Origin of the sequence: Novosphingobium sp. NBM11 (genome assembly GCF_015390225.1) — a bacterium.
Lineage (GTDB): Bacteria > Pseudomonadota > Alphaproteobacteria > Sphingomonadales > Sphingomonadaceae > Novosphingobium.
Genome location: NZ_VUOG01000001.1, coordinates 1,589,469 through 1,608,455 on the forward strand (window position 1 = coordinate 1,589,469; position 18,987 = coordinate 1,608,455).

The 18,987-nt window shown below is 67.8% G+C and carries 17 protein-coding genes; 4 read left to right on the forward strand and 13 right to left on the reverse strand.

What is annotated here, in order from left to right; all coding sequences use genetic code 11:
* Positions 1 to 69 precede the first annotated feature (69 nt).
* A complete protein-coding gene (locus F1640_RS07575) occupies positions 70 to 1,218 on the reverse strand; it encodes a hypothetical protein (protein ID WP_194918525.1) in 1,149 nt (382 codons plus the stop codon).
* Between the two features lie 2 nt (positions 1,219 to 1,220).
* On the reverse strand, positions 1,221 to 2,591 hold the full coding sequence (locus tag F1640_RS07580; protein ID WP_255530303.1) for a glycosyl transferase family protein: 1,371 nt from the start codon (positions 2,589 to 2,591) through the stop codon (positions 1,221 to 1,223).
* 330 nt (positions 2,592 to 2,921) lie between these two features.
* Here F1640_RS07580 and F1640_RS07585 point away from each other — a divergent pair, with 330 nt between their 5' ends.
* Positions 2,922 to 3,377 carry a Dps family protein gene (locus tag F1640_RS07585; RefSeq protein ID WP_124809317.1) on the forward strand — a complete coding sequence of 152 codons (456 nt, stop codon included), beginning with the start codon at positions 2,922 to 2,924 and terminating at the stop codon, positions 3,375 to 3,377.
* A gap of 54 nt (positions 3,378 to 3,431) precedes the next feature.
* Here the strand turns inward: F1640_RS07585 and gspN are convergent, their stop codons facing one another.
* From gspN to F1640_RS07630, 9 genes are all read right to left on the reverse strand, one after another.
* On the reverse strand, positions 3,432 to 4,160 hold the full coding sequence (gene gspN, locus F1640_RS07590) for a type II secretion system protein N (protein ID WP_194918530.1): 729 nt from the start codon (positions 4,158 to 4,160) through the stop codon (positions 3,432 to 3,434).
* On the reverse strand, positions 4,157 to 4,639 hold the full coding sequence (gene gspM, locus F1640_RS07595) for a type II secretion system protein GspM (RefSeq protein ID WP_124809319.1): 483 nt from the start codon (positions 4,637 to 4,639) through the stop codon (positions 4,157 to 4,159). The genes gspN and gspM overlap by 4 nt, the downstream gene beginning before the upstream one ends.
* Positions 4,636 to 5,784, reverse strand: coding sequence for a type II secretion system protein GspL (gene gspL / locus F1640_RS07600; protein ID WP_194918532.1), 1,149 nt, complete (start codon positions 5,782 to 5,784; stop codon positions 4,636 to 4,638). The genes gspM and gspL overlap by 4 nt, the downstream gene beginning before the upstream one ends.
* A 6-nt stretch (positions 5,785 to 5,790) precedes the next feature.
* Positions 5,791 to 6,234 (reverse strand): type II secretion system major pseudopilin GspG, encoded by a 444-nt coding sequence (gspG, locus tag F1640_RS07605; RefSeq protein WP_194918534.1) that lies wholly within the window; start codon positions 6,232 to 6,234, stop codon positions 5,791 to 5,793.
* Positions 6,235 to 6,239: 5 nt separating this feature from the next.
* On the reverse strand, positions 6,240 to 7,469 hold the full coding sequence (gene gspF, locus F1640_RS07610; RefSeq protein WP_194918536.1) for a type II secretion system inner membrane protein GspF: 1,230 nt from the start codon (positions 7,467 to 7,469) through the stop codon (positions 6,240 to 6,242).
* Positions 7,469 to 8,968, reverse strand: coding sequence for a type II secretion system ATPase GspE (gene gspE / locus F1640_RS07615; protein ID WP_194918537.1), 1,500 nt, complete (start codon positions 8,966 to 8,968; stop codon positions 7,469 to 7,471). Before gspE ends, gspF begins: the two co-directional genes overlap by 1 nt.
* Positions 8,969 to 8,971: 3 nt before the next feature.
* Positions 8,972 to 11,203 carry a type II secretion system secretin GspD gene (gene gspD / locus F1640_RS07620; protein WP_255530304.1) on the reverse strand — a complete coding sequence of 744 codons (2,232 nt, stop codon included), beginning with the start codon at positions 11,201 to 11,203 and terminating at the stop codon, positions 8,972 to 8,974.
* A 59-nt stretch (positions 11,204 to 11,262) separates the two neighbouring features.
* A complete protein-coding gene (locus tag F1640_RS07625; RefSeq protein WP_194918541.1) occupies positions 11,263 to 12,102 on the reverse strand; it encodes a type II secretion system protein N in 840 nt (279 codons plus the stop codon).
* A 139-nt stretch (positions 12,103 to 12,241) separates the two neighbouring features.
* Positions 12,242 to 12,676, reverse strand: a complete 435-nt coding sequence (locus F1640_RS07630; protein ID WP_206694652.1) for a hypothetical protein — start codon at positions 12,674 to 12,676, stop codon at positions 12,242 to 12,244.
* Between the two features lie 81 nt (positions 12,677 to 12,757).
* Between F1640_RS07630 and F1640_RS07635 the strand changes: the two genes are divergently transcribed.
* A complete protein-coding gene (locus F1640_RS07635) occupies positions 12,758 to 13,312 on the forward strand; it encodes an NUDIX domain-containing protein (RefSeq protein WP_255530306.1) in 555 nt (184 codons plus the stop codon).
* A gap of 18 nt (positions 13,313 to 13,330) precedes the next feature.
* Here the strand turns inward: F1640_RS07635 and F1640_RS07640 are convergent, their stop codons facing one another.
* Entirely contained in the window at positions 13,331 to 14,185 is an 855-nt protein-coding gene (locus F1640_RS07640) for a helix-turn-helix domain-containing protein (RefSeq protein WP_194918545.1), read from the reverse strand.
* A gap of 106 nt (positions 14,186 to 14,291) precedes the next feature.
* Here F1640_RS07640 and pobA point away from each other — a divergent pair, with 106 nt between their 5' ends.
* The gene (gene pobA, locus F1640_RS07645) at positions 14,292 to 15,461 is read left to right on the forward strand and encodes a 4-hydroxybenzoate 3-monooxygenase (RefSeq protein WP_194918546.1); all 1,170 of its coding nucleotides are present in this window, start codon (positions 14,292 to 14,294) and stop codon (positions 15,459 to 15,461) included.
* A 114-nt stretch (positions 15,462 to 15,575) separates the two neighbouring features.
* Positions 15,576 to 16,247: a response regulator transcription factor gene (locus F1640_RS07650; RefSeq protein ID WP_124809329.1), complete on the forward strand. Its 672-nt coding sequence runs from the start codon at positions 15,576 to 15,578 to the stop codon at positions 16,245 to 16,247.
* Positions 16,248 to 16,329: 82 nt separating this feature from the next.
* On the opposite strand, the gene F1640_RS07655 is transcribed toward F1640_RS07650, so the two are convergent.
* Entirely contained in the window at positions 16,330 to 18,924 is a 2,595-nt protein-coding gene (locus F1640_RS07655) for a TonB-dependent receptor (protein WP_194918547.1), read from the reverse strand.
* Positions 18,925 to 18,987: the final 63 nt, after the last annotated feature.

Below are 18,987 nucleotides of genomic sequence, written 5' to 3' on the forward strand. Positions count from 1 at the left end.
GTAGCGCAGCGCGACCGGCTTGGGAACGGCGGGCGCGCCTCTTTCCGAACAGTTTTCAGCCTTGTTCTGTCAGAACCCCGTGGCCAGGGTCAGCGCCGGTCCCGATCCCGGCGCCGCTTGGCCGGCCACGCGGAAGCGCCAGTCAGCGGAAAGACGCAGGGGAAACCGGCCACGTTGCACCACCAGGCCCGCGCGCGGGCCAAGGTCAAGCCGGACCGCGCCCTTCTGCCCCCCGCTCCACACTCCGCCGCCTGCGCGCAGATCGATCCCCCGCGCCAGCGGAACCAGGGCGCGGTCCACCACCGCCTGCGCGTCGAAGAAGGGTGTCGCCCCGGCACCGCCGACCCATCCCGCCTGGGCGTAGACATCGCTCCTCAAGCCCAGCGGAAGGGTGATCGGAGGCAGTTCGGTGACCGCCGCGATCGATGGCCGCAGCCGGGTGGCAAAGCTGCCCTGCTGCAATCTTCCCTCCACCAGCAGGGAAACCGGCATGGTCGGAACGGGTCGTGCCGAAAGCCCCAGCGCCAGTTGCCGGTCATCCACGTCGGACCGCACCGCCCCTGTAGCGCGAAGATAGGCCGTCAGCCGGTGCCGTTCCTGCGGCATGATGCGATAGCGCAGGACGCCGCCGGCCTGGCTGCCGCCATAGGCGGGCAGGCCGGCGGCAAGTGCTGTCCCGCTGCTGCCACGGCGCAGGAGGAACCATGCATCGCCAGACCAGCGCGCGGGCGGCGCGGGCGGCGCCCCGGCAGGCACCGCATAGGCTGCCGGCAAGGGTTCGGTCCGCGTCGCGACGGCGGGGGCCCGCCGGACGTCGTCGCGTCCGTGCGATGCCTCGCCCGGTGGCAAGGACCATCCCCAACCGCTTGCCCTGCTGGACCCTGCGAAGGCTGCATCGGCCGCGCCTGCCCCCTGGCCAACCAGCCATGGCCGCCGTTCCGCTTCCCGCACGGGAGCCATCCCGCCTGACGGCTGCAGCCACATCGAGACGAACGGAACCGACATCGGCGCAGACGACGCGACAGCCGCTTCCGTGGGAACCATCGGCGCCATCTTCCCCGGCGGCGCCAGCGTTTCGGGAGAGGGCAAGGCCAGCGCCATGGTGCGCAGCGCAATCCAGCCAGCCAGCACGAGGGCAAGCGACAGTACCGGCGATCCTCTCCTTCGCGATCCGGTTTCTGCGCCCCCGGTATGGACGCCTGCACCTGCCGGAGCCATCGTCATATCCGGGTTGCCAGCGCGGGATGGTCATGATGGCTGGTGTGATCCCACGCCGTCTGGCCGTGCCGGAGCGACGCCAGATAGGCCATCAACGCCCGCCGCCCGGCCATGATCGCGATCACGTTGGAAACCGGCGCTCTCAACACCGCCCTCACGCCTTCCGCCAGATCGTATTCGCGAGCCGTGAAAACGCCGCGTACCAGCAAACGCCAGCCGAGAAGAAACGCATTCACGCCGATCAGCCAGCGCAAGACATGCCCCAGCGGCACGGGCTCATAGTAGCCCAGAGCCCGCCCGATCATCAGGACCGGCGCCAACACGAGCAGAACATAGGCGGCAAGAAGCACCAGCGCATCCAGCGGCCCGCGCCGATCGCGCAAGCGCATCCACAGTTCGGCCGGCCGCAACCGCCAGCCCAGACGGTCCCACCCCTGAAACGCGATGCCATGCATCCAGCGCGTCTTCTGGCGCACGGCCTGGTCCAGCCGCGCCGGGAAGAATTCGCGCGTGGCGACAAGGTCCCCGCGCGCATCCCGGACCCGCAGGAAGCGGGAGCGTCCGCCTTCCTCCCCGATCAACAAGCCGCATTCATAGTCTTCGGTCAGGCATTCGGGCGCGAACGGCTGGCTCGCGCCGCGCCGCGCCGCCACGGTTTCCAGAGCCGTGCGGGAAAACGCGCACCCCACGCCGGCCGCCGGCAGCCCCGCGCCCAGCCAGTCGCGCACGACCATGACCTTGCCATGCGCCTCGGCGAATTCATCGCAGTAATGCCCTCCGATCCAGCGCGATGTGCGCTGCGGCTCCGGCCTCACGGGCAACTGGACGAAGTCCGCCTCGTCCAGCGCGCTATCCAGCAGCGAAAGCGCCGCCGGGTGCACCATGTCCTCGGCATCGTGCAGGATCACGCTGCGCACGCGGAAGCGGCCGCGCCGCTCGTCTTCGCACATCGCTTCGTAAAGCCGGTTGAGACAGTCTGCCTTGGTGGTGGGGCCATCGCGATCGTGGACGACGATCCGAAGGCGATCGTCGCGGGTGGAAGCGATCGCGGCGGCCAGCGTCGCCGGATCGTTGCGATAGCATCCGACGTAGAAGCGCATTTCCGCATGGGGCCATGCATCCAGGCTGTGCTGGATCATGGCTCCCACGACGTCCTGCTCACGCCAGGCCGGGACCAGCACCGCCGCAATTCCGCGCAAGGGCTGATCCGCCGGCCCTTCCAGCCTCCCCGTGCGGGCGCGGCCCGAGAGACGCAGCCACAGCCACAGCATGTCTATGCCAAGATCGTCGGCAGCGCCGATGACGAACCAAACCGCCGCGAACAGCAGCAATTCACGCTCGACAAGCCCGAGCGCGTACAGCGTTGCTTCCATCGGCATCCATCCCCCGCCTGCTGCATGGGCCAATGCGAAAAATTCGGAACAATATCGCTATGTGGCGATCAGACTAGGTCCACATGGCACCGCTGACAATGCATCCGAACCGGATGGATGCCTCGGATTTGGCGGAAATGCTGGACTTTTTAGAGGTGGCAATGCGCTTGCACGGTTTTTTCAACACGCTGAAATAATTACCAAAACCAAAATAACCTCAGGCTTTTATCGACGCGATCGATCATCGTTACGCGCATTTCCCGTGAAACAAACGGCGCTGGGAAGCGTATACGGATGCCATCAACATCCAACCGCAGGAAAGGGATTCCCATGCCGGGCGACAATGCGAAGAAGGCGCTGATCGACAGCCTGAACGGCCTTCTTGCCGATTACTTCACGCTCTATCTCAAGACCAAGAACTTCCACTGGCACGTCTCCGGCCCGCACTTCCGCGATCTGCACCTGCTGTTCGACGAACAGTCTGCCGAAATCTTCGCGCTGACCGACATCATCGCCGAACGGGTACGCAAGAACGGCGGGGCGACGCTGACCTCGATCGGCGCGATCGCCGGCAAAGCCTCGATCAAGGATGACGACCGCGCCAAGGTCGACGCCATGAACATGGTCAAGGTGCTGCGCGACGACAACGCCAAGCTGGTCGAGGCGATCCGTGGCGTGAAGGCGGCGGCCACCGAAGCCGGCGACAACGCAACCGAAGGCATGGCCGACGACTGGACCGACCAGGCCGAACGCCGCGTGTGGTTCCTGACCGAAGTGCTCGCCTGAAGAATACCGGCCTGAAGAATACTGGCCTGAAGAATACTGGCCTGAAGCAGGCGGTCAGAACGTTCCGCCGGTCCGGAAGCCGATGCCGCCGGGCCGGGCGGAAAAGCCCTCATCCACCAGAGGGCCGCTGATCTCCACGGGCAAGCCCGCGAGCGAGAGATCGGCGGTCCACCCGCCGGTGCCTGCCACCTTGAGCAGCAAGTGGGCCATGCCGCCACTATCGGCCATCGGCACGACCAGCGCGCCATCCTGGCAGCGTGCCTTACCCGTAAGCGGTAGCGGCCTGGGCATCAGCGCGCTCACCGGCGCCAGCGTCACCGTCAGCGTGCCGGATGCGGACCGGCACCGCCCGTCGGCGAAATCGACCGCGAACTGATCAAAGCCGATCGTGCTGGCTGGCAATTGGCCGAGGCCTTCGGGCAAGGGCAGGGAACCGGTGGCATCGGCCAAACGCAGCCCGCCCGCGCCGCCTCCGATCCGCGCGCGCAAGGGCGCTTGCCCGGTCCCCGCTGGCCGTTCAAGCCACGTCTCCGCCCGGCCGATCAGCAGCGGCAAGGGGCGCAAACCCGCATCGACGGTCCCCACCGGCACCGGGCCAATCCGCAGGTCATAAGCCCGGCCCCACCAGACCGGCCCGTCGACATAGCGCGCCGACAAGGCCCCGCCGGCCCACCCCAGCACGATCCGCAGAGGCATCAGCACGACCAGCGCGGCGAGGAACACCGCGATCAGCACCGGCACCGCGCGGCGCGGCATCGCAGACGTCTTGCTGACCACAGTCATATGCCACTCCGGCGCAAGGTGGCATTCACCGCTACCGATCCGTCGGGCGCGGGCGTGACGGTCAGCGTATCGACAATCACGCCCGTGCCCGCCAACGCATCAAGCCAGGCGAACACTGCGGCGGGCCGCGCCGAAGCGATGACGATCGCGGTCGTGTCGCTGCCGCGCGGCTGGTTGGATTGCAGCACAAACCCGGCCTGTTCGGCACTGGCGGCGACCGCCTGTTCGACCGGCCCCGTCCCTGTACGCGAGGCCGGACCGGCGGGCCGGGCATCGAGCAGCCGCAGCGCCGCCATCAGCCGTTCCGTGCGCTGCACCGACGCCACATGGCGCGCATCGGCAGCGTCGAAGGCGCGCCCCACGGGCAGCACGATGCCGTAGATCAGCACGATCAGGCCAGCGAGCGCGCCGGCAATCGTCACGAGCGTCCGTTCGCGCGTGGTCAGCCCCGTGTACCAGGCTTGCACCCGCGCGATCATGGCGCCCGCACCGTAATGGCAACCACCGTCGCCCCGGTCGGATCGGAGGCCAGCGACGGCGGCACGGTCACTTTCCAGCCCGCGTTCTGCAAGGCAATCAGCACGGCGTTGACATCCTCCGCGCGCGGCGCCGCCGCCGTGAACCGCAGCGTGCCATCCGCGCTGTAGCCCAGATCGCGCAGCCGGATCGACGGCACCGGCTGCATCGCCGCCAGCACCGCCGCCATCGGCGCGGTGAAGTTCGCCGCGCCCTGCCCGCGCTTTGCCATGTCCGCCGCCACCAGCCGCTCGGCGCTATCGAGATCGCTCGCAGCCGGAAACCGGCGTTGCACCAGCGCCAGTGCGTCGCGCTCGCGCGCCGACGCCGCCAGCTCCCACTTGGCGATCCACACCAGCATGAGCACCAGCACCAGCAGCGCCACGACCGCCGCCATCCGCGCCAACTGCCCCCCTTGCATCCCGCTCAGGAAACCCGGCCCGCGTGGCGCGTAAACACCCTGCCGCAAGTTCACCGGCGGCGCGCGATGGATAGCCAGCAAGCGCGCGTCGAGCGTTTCGGCAGCGAGCGCCACCGTTCCCGCGCCATCGGCAAGAAGGCCGATCAGGGCGGGTTCGCCGGCGAAAGCCGCAGCGGGCGTGCGCGCCAGCGGCTCGTCGCCCAGTTCCGCCACCACCATTCCGGCATCGGGGCGCGGCAGCACCAGCGCGGCCGGAACCAGCGCCGCCGCATCGAGCCCCGCTTCGGCCAGTTCCGCCAGCCAGCGGTCCATGTCATCCGCATCGACCGTCACGCACAACAGGCGGCCTTCCGCTCTGGCGGCGGCGGCATGGCGGCGCGCGGAACCGATCCCCTGCGCTTCGGCCTCTAGTCTGGCGGCGGCGATCGCCTGTGCCGGCGGCATGTCGGGCATCGGGTGATCGCGCACCGGCGCCCGCGCGGCCGGCACCAGCGCCGTCACCACGCTGCCTTCCGCCAGCCGCCCCCATGGCGCTGTTTCGGCATCGACCATGAACGACCGTTCGCGGCCCAGACCGCCCTGTTCCACGCGCCACCAGCGCCAGCCGCCGCCAGAGCGGGCCGGCAGCAGCACGATCAGGCCGTCCGGCGGCCCGTCGGGCACGGAAAAGGCGCTTGCCGCATCCATCGCGGATCAGGTCTTCCCCGCGTGGATATCGGCGTTCAGGTCGCTGCCGCCGGGCTGCCCGTCCGCGCCCAGCGAGAAGATATCGAAGGGCTTGCCGTCGTTCCCCGGCACCTGGAACTGATAGGGATGCCCCCACGGATCGTTCGGCAGATCCTTCACATAGCCGCCGCTGCGATAGTTCTGCGGCAGCGCAAGATTGGCGGGCGGGGTCTTCAGCGCGGCCAGCCCCTCGCCCGGTCCCGGATAAGTGCCCATGTCGAGCCGGTACATCTCCATCGCCTGATCCAGCGTGGCGATGTCGCTCTGCGCCTTCACCACGCGCGCCTTGTCGGTGCTGGGCAGAACGTTGATCAGCACCACCGTCGCCAGCAGGCCGATGATGAACAGCACCACCATCAGCTCCACGAGCGAGAAGCCGTTGGGCGCGGGCAAGCTGCGTTGGTTTCGCATCGTTCCTAAAGTCCGGTCAGGTTCTGAAGCTGCAGGATCGGCAGCAGGATCGCAAGAATGATGAGCGCGACCAGCGCGCCCATGACCACGATGATGGCGGGTTCCAGCAAGGCCATCGCCGCGCTGGTGAAGCTTTCGAACTCGCGCTCGAGATATTCCGCCGCGCGTTCCAGCATGGGGCCAAGTTGCCCGGCCGCCTCGCCGCTCGCCGCCAGATAGACCAGCAGCGGCGGGAACGTGTCCGCCTCGCGCAGCGCGGTGGACAGCGAACCGCCCGCGCGCACCTTTTCGGTGATCGCTTCCAGCGCCTGCCGGTGGACGGTGTTGCGCACCGTGCGCGTGGCCAGCTTCAGGCCATCGACCAGCGGCAGCTTGGCCTCGATCATCGTCGCCAGCGTGCGGGCGAGGCCCGCCGCGTGCACATCGCGCAGCAGCCGCCCGGCGAACGGCAGGCGCAGCAGCAGGCTGTCGCAGCGGTAGCGGAACGCCGGCCGCCGCAGCGCGCGGGCAAAGCCGAACGCCGCCAGCGCAACCACGATCAGCAAGGCCCACCACCACTGCGCCAGGAACTGCGAAACCGCGATGACCACGCGCGTCAGCAGGGGCAGTTGCCGGCTGGCGTTGTCGAACTGTTCGACCACGCGCGGCACCACCGAGATCATCAGCCCGGTCACCACCAGCAGCGCGACCAGCGACAGCACCACCGGATAGGCCAGCGCCGCCACGATTCTCCCCCGCACTTGCGCCTGCCGTTCCAGCAGGTCGGCCAGCCGGTTGGCGATGGCGGGCAGCGTGCCGGAGTTTTCCCCCGCCGCGACCATCGCGCGATAGACCGGGGGAAAGCTGGGCTCCTCGTGCCGCATCGCCTCGGCCAGCGGCAGCCCTTCCACCACTCCGGCATGGACGCTGGACAGGATCGCGCGGGCGCGCGGCTGCTCGGTCTGCCGGGCGATCGTGCGCAGCGCTTCCTCCAGCGGGCTGACCGTCATCAGCGAGGCGATCTGGCGGGTGAACAGCGCCAGTTGCTTGGCCGAGAGGCGCGGCGCGAACAGGGCGATGCCGCTGGTGGAAATCGCCGCGCGGCGGGCCGAGGCGGCGGCGTCCGGCCCGATCCGCACGACATGCCAGGATCGCGCGGCCAGCTTCTCCAGCGCCTGCCGTTCGCCCGCCGCTTCGATCGCGCCGCGCCGCTCGTGGCCCTTTGGGTCGATGGCGAGATAGGTGAAACGCGGCATCACCCGTCCTCGCGCCGCATGATCCGCGCCGCTTCTTCCGGACTGGTCACGCCGTCGCGCACCAGACGGCGCACCGCCTTGGCCAGACGCGGCGAATCCGCGAAGGCGTGCCGCGCGATCTCCGCCTCGTCGGCATTGTCGTGGATCATCCGGCGGATGGTCTCATCCACCCGCAGCGCCTCGAACACGCCGATCCGGCCGACGTAGCCGGTCTGCGCGCATTCCGCGCAACCGCGCGCGAGATAGACGGTGCGGCCCGGTTTCACCCCGATCAGCGCGTGCAGCGCCGCGTCGCTTTCGTGCGGTTCCCGGCAATGCGGGCACAGCCGCCGGACCAGCCGCTGTGCGATCACCGCGCGCAGCGTGGACGCGAGCAGGAACGGCTCCACGCCCATGTCGCGCATCCGCGTGATCGCGCCGGCGGCATCGTTGGTGTGGACGGTGGACAGCACGAGATGCCCGGTCAGCGAGGCCTGCACCGCGATGTCCGCCGTTTCGCGATCGCGGATTTCGCCGACCATGACCACGTCCGGGTCCTGCCGCAGAATGGCGCGCAGGCCGGCGGCGAAGGTCAGCCCCACGCGCGCGTTGACTTGCGTCTGCCCCACGCCGTCGACAGCGTATTCCACCGGGTCTTCCACCGTCAGGATGTTGCGCGCGCCGTCATTGAGCTGGCGCAGCGCGGCATAGAGCGTGGTGGTCTTGCCCGATCCGGTGGGGCCGGTGACCAGCACGATGCCGTTGGGTTCGGCCAGCGCGCGGCGCAGCACTTCTTCCGCCCGCTCGTCGAGCCCCAGATGGGCCAGATCCAGCCCGGCGTTCTCCTTGTCCAGCAGGCGCAGCACCACGCGTTCGCCCACGCGGCTGGGGAGCGTGGACACGCGCACGTCGACCAGCTTGCCGCCCAGGCTCAGGCTGATGCGCCCGTCCTGCGGCACGCGGCGTTCGGCGATGTCGAGCCGCGCCATGACCTTGATTCGGCTGACCAGCACCGGCGCGACATGCGGCGGCATCCGCAGCTTTTCCGCCAGCACGCCGTCCACGCGCATCCGCACGACCAGCGCCTGTTCGTAAGGTTCCACGTGGATGTCCGACACGCCCTGGCGCAGCCCTTCGGCGATCAGGCCGTTGATCAGCCGGATCGCCGGCGCATCGTCCGCGCTGTCGAGCAGGTCTTCCGCCGTGGGCAGGCCGAGCGCCAGCGGATCGAGCCCCTCGCCACCGATGCCCATGTCGCCCGCCACCGCCGCCGCGCCGTCCATGGCGTAGCGTTCGGCCAGCAGCTTCTCGTAGTCCGGCGGCGCGACCTTGCGCAGCGATACCGGCCGGCCGAGCGCGCGGCGCAAGTCCAGCAGCACGAACGGGTCCGCGCCCTCGCGCATCGCCACGGCAACGCCGTCCGCATCCTCGCGCTCCACCAGATAGCCGGCGTCGCGCGCGAAGCCATAAGGCAGCGCCGTCGGCGGGTTCGGGCTGGCGAGGACGGGCGGCTGGTCCATGGCTCAGGGCCGGGCGGGTTGCGCCGCGTCGGCCGGCAACGCTTCCGTCGACGGCAATTCGCCCGCCGCATTCGGGGCGATCACGGTATCCCCCGGCGCGACCGCGACGGCCTTGCCCGGCGCGACCGGCGGTGTGGCGCCGAGATAGTCCTCAACCAGGTCGTCGATGCCCGGCTCGCGCCCCGGCTCGAACGCGCGCTGCGCGTTGCGCACCACGCCATAGCGCCGCGCGGTCAATTCCTGCCGATCGTTGGCGTTGCGCATGATCGTGGGGCGGATGAAGACCATCAGGTTGGTCTTCACATGGCTGCGCCCGCGCGACTTGAACAGTTCGCCCAGCACCGGCACGTCACCCAGCAGCGGCACCTTCTGCAAGGTGCGCTGCTCGTTGTCGTCGAGCAGCCCGCCGAGCGCCACGATCTCGCGATCGCCCACGGTCACCGTGGTCTTGATCTCGCGCTTGTTGACGATGATGTCGTCCGACCGGCTGGAAACCGTGCCCGCGATCGAGCTGACTTCCTGCCGCAGGTCCAGCCGCACCTGGTCGCCCGCGTTGATCTGCGGCGTCACGTCCAGCTCGATGCCCACGTTCTGGCGCGAGATGGTGCGGAAGGTGTTGTTGAAATTGGCGGAAGACAACGCCTCGCCCGTCGCCACCGGGATTTCCTTGCCGAACAGGATCGAGGCGGGGACGTTGTTGTTGGTGGTGATGTGCGGCGTGGACAGGATGTTGGAATTCTTGTCGGTCGCGACCGCGTTGATCAGCGCGCCCAGATAGGTGTTGTTGCCCAGCTGGGTGAGAAAGCCCGAATAGCCGCCGGACGCCGCCAGGATCTTGCTTGCCGCGTTCTGCTTGAGCAGATCGCCCGCCGTGCTGTTGGTCGTGGTGGTGACGGTCGATCCGTTGACCACGGTGGTCGTCTGGTCGAGCTTGTTGGCCAGCAACCCGCCGGCGACATCGATGATGTTGGGCGAGGAATTGCCGAAATTGGTGACGGCGAACGGCTTGTCCTTGCCACCGAACAGGAACTGCACGCCCAGCTCGCGCGCCACGTCGTTGGAAATCTCCACGATGATCGCTTCCACCAGCACCTGTTCCTGCGGAATGTCGAGCTGGCGGACGAGCTCGGTCAGGCGGCGCTGGTCGTCGGCCGGCGCGGCGATGATGATCGCGTTGGCGCCGGGATAGCGCGTGATCGTGGCCGTGCCGCGCCCGTTGGCGAGCTTGATCGCGCCGCTGCCGAGGCCACCGGCGGTCGCCCCGGTGGGGTTGACGCTGGCCTTGCTGCCCGATCCCGCTCCGGTGCCCGCCGCCGCGCCGGCCCCGGGGGTGGTACCGCCCAGCGTGCTGGCGTTCGAGGTCTGGCTGCTGCCCACGCCCCCCAGCGAAACCGGGGCCTGCGATCCCGAGGCCACTTCCGTACCGCCCTGACCGCCCACCAGCCGTTCCAGCACCGGCACCAGCACCGCCGCATCGGCATAGTCGAGCCACAGCACCTTGATCTCGCCGCCCGTCGCCGCCTTGGCATCGAGCTGGCGCGCCATCGCCGCCAACCGCGCCAGCGTATCGCGCTCGCCGCGCATCAGCACGGCATTGGCGCTGTCCACCGCGACCACCGTGGCCAGCGCGCGGCCGCCCTCGCCGCCCGCCGGGATCAGCTGGGTCAGCGCCGTCGCGATTTCGCGCGCGCCGGCGTGTTCCAGCAGGATCGTCTGGGTAGAGGCGTTGTCGCGATCGATCTGCGCCACCAGCGCGCGAATGCGCGCCATGTTGTCGGCATAGTCGACGATCACCAGCGAATTGCCGGACTTGTTGGCAGTGATCGCGCCTTCCTTGCTGACCAGCGGGCGCAGCGTTTCCACCGCCTGCGCCGCGTCGATCGCGCGCAGGCGCACGATCTCGGTGATCATCTGGTTGCGCGCCGCACCCTTGCTGCCGATGCGCGTGGGCTGGCTGGCCGCGCCTTCGGCCGGCTGCACGCGAAACGCGCCGTTGCCGGTCGGCACCGCCACCAGCCCGTTGGCGCGCAGGGTGGACAGGAACACCTCGAAGTATTCGGAGCGCGACAGCGGCCGTTCCGACACGACGCTGACCTTCCCCTGCACGCGCGCATCGACGATGAACGTGCGGCCGGTCACTTCCGCCGCATCGGCCACGAAGGCGCGGATGTCCGCCTCGCGCACGTTGAGCGTGTATTGCGCCATCGCCACCTGCGGCACGGCAATCGCCAGCATGGCCGCAGCGGCGAGAAAAGACCTGAAACGGGATCGGCGGAATCGGGAGGATCGATGCTTCATGGTGCCAATGTTATCGCCAGCGGAAGTTGGCGGTCACCGCGACGCACGGTGACCGAAACGGAGGCGCCGGGGCGCAGCGCGCCGGCCAGCATCGCGCCGTCGCCGGCGCCGGTGATCGGCTTGCCATCCACGGCGGTCACGACATCGCCGGGCTGGAAACCGGCACCACGGAACGCGGAGCCGTCGCCGGTGGGAAGCACTTCGAGCCCTACGATGCGCCCGCTTTCCGCGCGCGGGCCGAAATTGATCCCGCGCCGCGCCGCATCGACGGTAAGGGCGCCTGCCCCTCCGGCCGGCGCGTTGAGGGCAGCTCCGCCAGGCGAGGGAACGGGATTGGCCGCGACCATCCCCTGCGCGCTCGGCGCCTTACCCGACTGGTCGATATAGAGCAGCTCCTTGGCGCCGTTGCGCAGCAGCGCGACGTGATCGAAGGCCACTTCGGCCAGGGTGACGCCAGGTACCACTTCATCGCCCGCGCGATAGACCTGCTGCACGCCGTCCTCGCCGGCGATGATCGCGCTGCCCCCGCCGCCGGGCAAGCCACGCGTTCCAAACAGCACCAGCGTCAGCGACGTCACCGTGCCGCCGGCCTGTGAGCCCGGCGCCGCCATGGCGGGGCCGCGATTGAAGGGATCGACCGCGGCATAGAGCGTCTTGCGCAACGGTGTGGGCAGCACCTTGGCGCTGTCCGGTCGCCAATCGCCCAGCGGAGATACCGGCGTGACGATCGCCCAGACGACCGCCGCCAGGAGCACGGCGATGGCGATCGCGAGCAGCCACCACACCGTGCGCTGCAGCCCCGCCCCGATGCTCCAAATCCCGCCGTTTGCCGCCACGAATCGCACCCCCGTGCGTCTCCACCCTAACCCCGCGCAGAACGGATGTGCCCGGTCGCGCCCACGTTGTCCACCAACGCCGGCCGATGCCATGATACGCGTCACACCTCCCGCGCAATTCTCCGTCCGATATCGGGACTTACGCTGGTTGTCCCGGCAGCGGGATAGCGCCCGGCGCCGCATCGGCCGGGGGTTGATCGGAAGGAGGAAGATCGAGCGGGGCGTCATCGCCGAACGGACTGTCGAGACGGTTGCACGCCTCGAGCGGCCCGCCCAGAATGCCCTCCAGCGCATCGTCCGCGCGGGAGGCGGCAATGCGGTCGGATATATCGCGCGACGCCCGGTTGAAGTCGGCAAAGGCGCCGTCTTCACCCGTGACGGACAGGCTCACCGCCTGCCCCAGCCAGGCCTCGGCAATCTGCTGGAAATCGTCGGCCTGCGCCTGCTCCTCCTCGGTGGGCGACCCCGACTGGAGAATGCCGGCCGCCACGGCGTTCGCCGCCGCGCAACCAATCGCCTCGTCATACCGCGCCGGCTGCGCCAGCGCAGCGCCCGGCCCCGTTGCTACCAGCAAGAGGGCCAACGGCCAGCACGGCATCATCCGGGTCGTCCGCCATCGCCTTGTCCGGACGCCGACGGCGATCCACGATCCCATATGCAAAGCCCCCGCGATCACGATCGATCGCCCCACCCTTGCCACCACGGCCCCATCGGGCGCAAGACGGAGGCCATGCTCTCCTTCCTGCCCGCTTCGCTTCATCGGCTGGCCCTGCGCTGCGCCCATGTGGTGCGGCTGCGCCTGTGGGGAGCGCTGCGTCTGGAAGTGCGCGGCTGCGCCGTGCTGGCGTTCGATCGCGACGGGCGGCTTCTGCTGGTGCGCCACAGCTACCAGCAGCCGGATCTGTGGATGCTGCCCGGCGGCGGTCTTGCGCGTGGCGAGGACGCGGCTGTGGCAGCCATGCGCGAGCTGGCGGAGGAGACCGGGTGTCGCCTTGTTCAGCCTGTCTGGTTCGGTTCCGACCGGATCGCCATGCCCGGCGGGTGGCGCAACCGCATCGAAATGGTGACTGGCCAGACCGACGACGCGCCCAGGGCGGACGGACGGGAAATCGCGGAAGCGCGCTTCTTCGCGCTCGAGACCCTTCCCGCCAGCATCAGCGCGGCGGTCCATCGCCGGGTCGCGCTCTGGCGCGAATGGCGCGAAACGTGAAGGCGGCGGGGTATTGAACTAACTCGCCGCGCGGTCTTCTCCGGGCCTAACACCCGTCATCCTGCGATAGAAGCGCGAGAAATACGAAGGATCGTCGAACCCCAGTTCCGCCGCCACCTGCACCGCGCTGGCGTTGGTGTAGCGAAGCAGGCGCCGGGCCTCGAGCGCGAGGCGCCGGTGGACGACTTCCATGGGCGAACAATCGAGGCCCGCGGCCGTCAACCGGGAGAGCGTGCGCCGCGTCATCCCCAGCGCACCGGCATAGAAATCCAGCGGACGGTGTTCGCGATAGTGCAGTTCCACCAGGTGCCGGAAACGGTGCAGCCGCCGGTCCGCCAGCGCCCCCGCATCCTGATCGCGATCGGCATGGGTCAGCGTCCGCACCAATGCCTCGGCCAGCGCCAGGAACAGCGGATCGCGCTCGCGCCATTCGCGCTGGAGTTCCAGTATCTCCTCCGCCAGCCAGAAGGCCCGCGTGGCCGGCCGCGCGTCCATCGTGCCGGCGCCGCCCTGCGCCAGCGCCGCCAGCAGGCCATCCGCCGGCCCCGTGGCGCGCGCGGCAAAATCGGTCGAAAGCGTCAGGACATAGCCCGACGTGCCGTGCCGGAAACGGAACCCGTGGACCATGCGCGGCGGCGCGATCACCCGGCATGGCCCGTCCAGCGACCGTTCCGTGCCATCCAGCGTCAGCAGCACATGCCCATCGAGCACCAGCAGCACCTGGACGAAATCGTCATGCCGATGCGGCGCGATTTCCCAATCATGCAACGCGCTGCGCGCCGCGATCGTCTCGATATGCGCGAAGCCGCCGGCAACGTGCGCGCCAGTCTCGCCGTAAAGCGCGTAGGTAGGGATGAGCGCAGGGTCAGCCATGTCCCGATAATACCAATTCTTTGTCCGCCCTCTCCCTTTCCTCCCGGCCGGGTTTTGTCAACCTTGGGCCGGCAGCCGTCCAGGGCTGCATGCGTGGGAGAAGTCGATGCGTACCCAGGTCGCCATCATTGGCGCCGGCCCGGCCGGCCTGTTGCTCGGACATCTGTTGAAGGCCGAAGGCATCGACTGCGTGGTTCTCGAACGGCAGACCCCCGACTATGTGCTGGGCCGCATCCGCGCCGGCGTGCTCGAACAGATCACCGTCTCGCTGATGGAACGCCTGGGCCTCGATGCCCGGCTCAAGGCGGAAGGGCTGGTCGAGGAAGGGTTCAACCTGGCCGATGGCGAACGGCTGATCCGTATCGACGTGGCCAACCTCACCGGCAAGACCGTGACGGTCTATGGCCAGACCGAAATCACGCGCGATCTGATGGATGCCGCACCCGATCGCGGGCTGCCGGTGATCTACGGCGCCGAGGACGTGGCGCTGCACGCGATCGAAAGCGACGCGCCCTATGTCACCTTCCGCAAGGATGGCGCGGACCAGCACATCAATGCACGCTTCATCGCCGGCTGCGATGGCTTCCACGGCCCGTCGCGCAAGGCAATCCCGGTCTCTGCCGCGCGCGAATTCGAGCGGGTCTATCCGTTCGGCTGGCTGGGCATCCTGGCCGACGTGCCGCCGTGCAACCACGAACTGATCTACGCCAACCACGAACGCGGCTTCGCGCTCGCCTCGATGCGCAGCCACACGCGCAGCCGCTATTACGTGGACGTGCCGCTGACCGAGAAGATCGAGGACTGGAGCGACGAACGCGTGTGGGACGAACTGGCGATCCGCCTCGGCCCCGATGCCGCGGCGAACATCACGCGCGGGCCGGCGATCGAGAAATCGATCGCGCCGCTGCGCTCCTACGTGTTCGAGCCGATGCGCCATGGCAGCCTGCTGCTGTGCGGCGACGCCGCCCATATCGTGCCGCCCACCGGTGCCAAGGGCCTGAACCTCGCCGCCAGCGACGTGCATTACGCGGCCGAAGCCCTGACCGGCTTCTTCCGGCGCGCCGATACCGATGCCATCGCCGGCTATTCGGCCAAGGCGCTGGCGCGGGTGTGGAAATCGGAACGGTTCAGCTGGTCTCTGACCAAGCTGATGCACCGCTTCCCCGATGACGGCCCGTTCGAGCGCGCGATGCAGGTGGCGGAACTGGACTACATTTCCTCCAGCACGGCGGCGCAGACCAGCATCGCGGAAAACTACGTCGGCCTGCCGGTGTGAGCGGCGCGACCCGGGCGGTGGCGCTGCGCCAATAAGGCGCCGGTTTTCGTCATATCGTCACTCAGCCGTCACATAGCTGCATCAGATAGGCGCCATCCATAGCGGATGGGGCCAATGCGTCAGATCGACATCCTCCTCACCGGCACGCTCGCCGGCGGACACGACAGCTTCCTGCACGACGATCTGCGGGTCGTTTTCCACGCGTGGAAATGGTCGTCCCCGCCGCCGCTGCTCGATGGGCGCCCGTGGGCCTTCGTGGACTGGGTGCTGCCCGAGATGTCGGGCCTGGAGCTGTGCCGCCGGCTGCGCGCCGATCCGCAGACCGAAGCCGCGCATGTCACGATGATCCTGGAGGAAGACGATGCCGAGGCCAAGCGCCGCGCGTTGCGCGCCGGCGCGGACGATTACATCGTCGCCCCGATCGACCGGAACACCGTGCTCGATCGCGTGCTGTCGGTCCAGTTGCCGGACCACGAGGCCCCGGCCCGCACGCTGAAGCTGGGCGACCTGACGCTGGACCTGGCGGCCTTGCAGGTGCGCTGGAAGGACAAGCCCGTCCAGCTCATGCCCAACGAGTTCCGCCTGCTGCGCTACCTGATGGAACAGCCTGGCCACGTCTTTTCCCGCACGCAGCTGATCGCCGCGCTGGGCAAGCATGGCCAGCCTATCGACGAACGCACCGTGGACGCCTGGGTCAGCCGCCTGCGCCGCGCCCTGCGCGAAGTGGGCGCGGGCTATCCGCTGCGGACCGTCCGTTCGATGGGCTACGTCCTCGACCGGCCGTGAGGCTCGTCTCCCCGTAAAAAAACGGGCCGCTCCCGAAGAAGCGGCCCGCCCTTTTTCCGGATCGTCAGGCCCGGTCAGGCCATCAGAACTTGGCCCCGGCGCGCAGACCGATGGTGCGCGGCGTGGTGGGGACGATGTAGGGGCGCTGCCCGCAGCTTCCGCAGGCCTCGAAGCGCGAGAGCTCGCCCCGCTCATCGAACACGTTGGAGACATAGATTTCGAGCGAGAATGCATCCCATTCGGCGCCCGCCGCCAGGTTCATCTGGCCATAAGCCTTCAACCGGCCAAGCTGCGCTGAGGGGTTGATGACATTGCCGGAAAAGGTCTCATAGGTCGCCGTCCGCAGGTCCGACGCCGCCGAACTCTGGTAGGTTCCGTTGACCTGGCCATAGACCTTTGCCGCCCCCATGGGCACCGTATACCGCAGCGTGCCGCTACCCTTGAACTGGGGGGTCACCGGCAGGCGCGTGCCTTTCGGTGCCGACACGAGGTTCGCCTGTCCATTGGGCCCCGACGCCGTACAGGTAAACGTGGGATCGTCGAAAAGGCAAAGATTCTGTCGCGTCTTCGCGTCGGCGTAAGCCGCAGCCATCGTCAACGTGAGCGGACCGCGACCAACCCCGACGTCGATATCGACGCCGCGGATACGGGCATTGGGGCCGTTGTGAATCTCCGTAAAGCTGTTCGCACCCAGATAGGCGAACTGGAACCGCTTCCAATCCTGCTGATAGATCGCGCCATTGAGACGGATCAGACCATCCGCCAGCGTCGTCTTGAAGCCGAGTTCGTAGTTGGTGAGGTAATCAGGCTCATAATTCGCCACATCAGCGCGGCGATTGATGCCGCCCGGACGGAACCCGCGTGACCAGGTGGCGTAAAACATCAGGTCCTTGCTCGGCTTCCACGTCGCATTGAAACGGTAGGTGCCGCCACTGCCCTTGGCATGGACGGGATTCACCGATCCCGTGCTGTAGTTGTAAACCCCGAGGTTGGTGCAGGGGCTGCCATCGACGGCGGCGGGCAGCAACGATGGCGTGGGATTGCCGGCAAGTTGCGCGTCACGCAGGCGCAGCCCGCCTGGCGTGAAGCAACCAGCGACGCCGGTCCGTGTCGAATATACCGCGTTCGGCGGCACCGAATTGCTGCTGGATGCCTGATCGAAGGCCGGGTTACGACCAAATCCGAAGAAGCCGATCAGCGAATTGTCGTACATGAATGCACGACCGCCCGCGGTCAGCGTAACGTTGGACGCGATATCATAGCTCAGTTCGCCAAACGCAGCGAGATCCCGATCCACGCGGTACTGCTGGGTCAGCCACAGAGTGCCCGGCATACCGTTGACCGACAGGTCCGGGGCAAGACCGTTGACCTGGTAGTCCTGGTGAATCTGGTTGGACTGCCGTTGATAGAAAAGCCCCGCCACCACGCGCACCGGCTCGCTACTGGGCGAGGCGAGGCGCAATTCATGGCTCATCTTCTTGAAGTGGTCGGTCCCCACAATCCGCTGACGTGGGTCGATGGTTTTCCCGGTGCTATCCTGGAAAAAGAAATAGCCCGCGTTGCCCCCTACCGAGGAGTAAAGCGAGTCATACGCTTCGGCGTAATCGGTGTAGTCGCTCGACTGGATATCCTTCCGGTCCAGATAGGCGCCAGCATAGGTCACATCCCAGTTGCCGAGCTTGCCTTCGATCGTCAGCGCGGCCTGGATGAATTTGTCGCTGCGATACTCCGGCAGAAAATGCTGCACCTGAAGATCGCCCACGCGCGGATCGAAGCCATACGAGCCGTGGCTCTTGGTTTCCTGGTACATGACGGCGGGCGTTACCGTCCAGTTGTCGTCCAGATCAACCTTCAACGCCGCGCGCCCACCATAGACCTCGGTATCGTTGTAGTTCTTTTTGACGAACTGCTTGTTGTCCACCGCAATGCCGCCATTCTTGGCGGGCGGGCAGCCAAACGGATTGGTTTCCGGCAGGAAAGAGCGGCAGCCTGCCACGTTATCGATGAAACCGGCATCGCGCTCGTAGAAGCCGACCACACGCAGCGCAGCGCGTTGCGAAAGCGGCAGGTTCAGCATGCCTTCGATCTTGCCGCCCTGGCCGCCCTTGTGAACGGTGTTCACCTCCCCATCGATGCTACCATAGAAGCCGCTGGTATCTGGCTTGTTGGTGATGATGCGGATCGTGCCCGCTTCCGACGAAGCACCATAGAGCGTGCCCTGGGGACCGGACAGGCTTTCAATACGGGCGATGTCATAGATGTGAACGTCGAGGTTGCCGCCGATCGTCGTCACCGGCTGTTCGTCGAGATAGACGCCGACCGAGGGCAGCGATCCCGAATGGTTGCCGTCCCCGCCCGAAGCCACGCCGCGCATGTATACCACGTTGGTGCCCGGCGTGCCGCCCAGCGCCTGGAACGTCACCGACGGCAATTGCTGCACATAATCGGTGAACTTGGTGACGTTGAGCTGCTCCAGCTTCTGCGTGCCCAGTGCCTGGATCGCGATCGGCACGTTCTGGAGATTTTCGCTGCGCTTCTGCGCGGTCACGATGATGACGTTGGGATCGCTGTTTTCGGCCGCGGACTGCGGTGTTTCCTGCGCAAAAACAGAGGAGGATGCGAGAGCCGATCCGGCCAGAAGCGCGAGCCGGGAGAAGCTACGAAAACCTGCACTCATGATGGAACCGCCCTGATCTGATGCGTTATGACTGCGGTTTGTGACGCGCAGCAACATAACGTC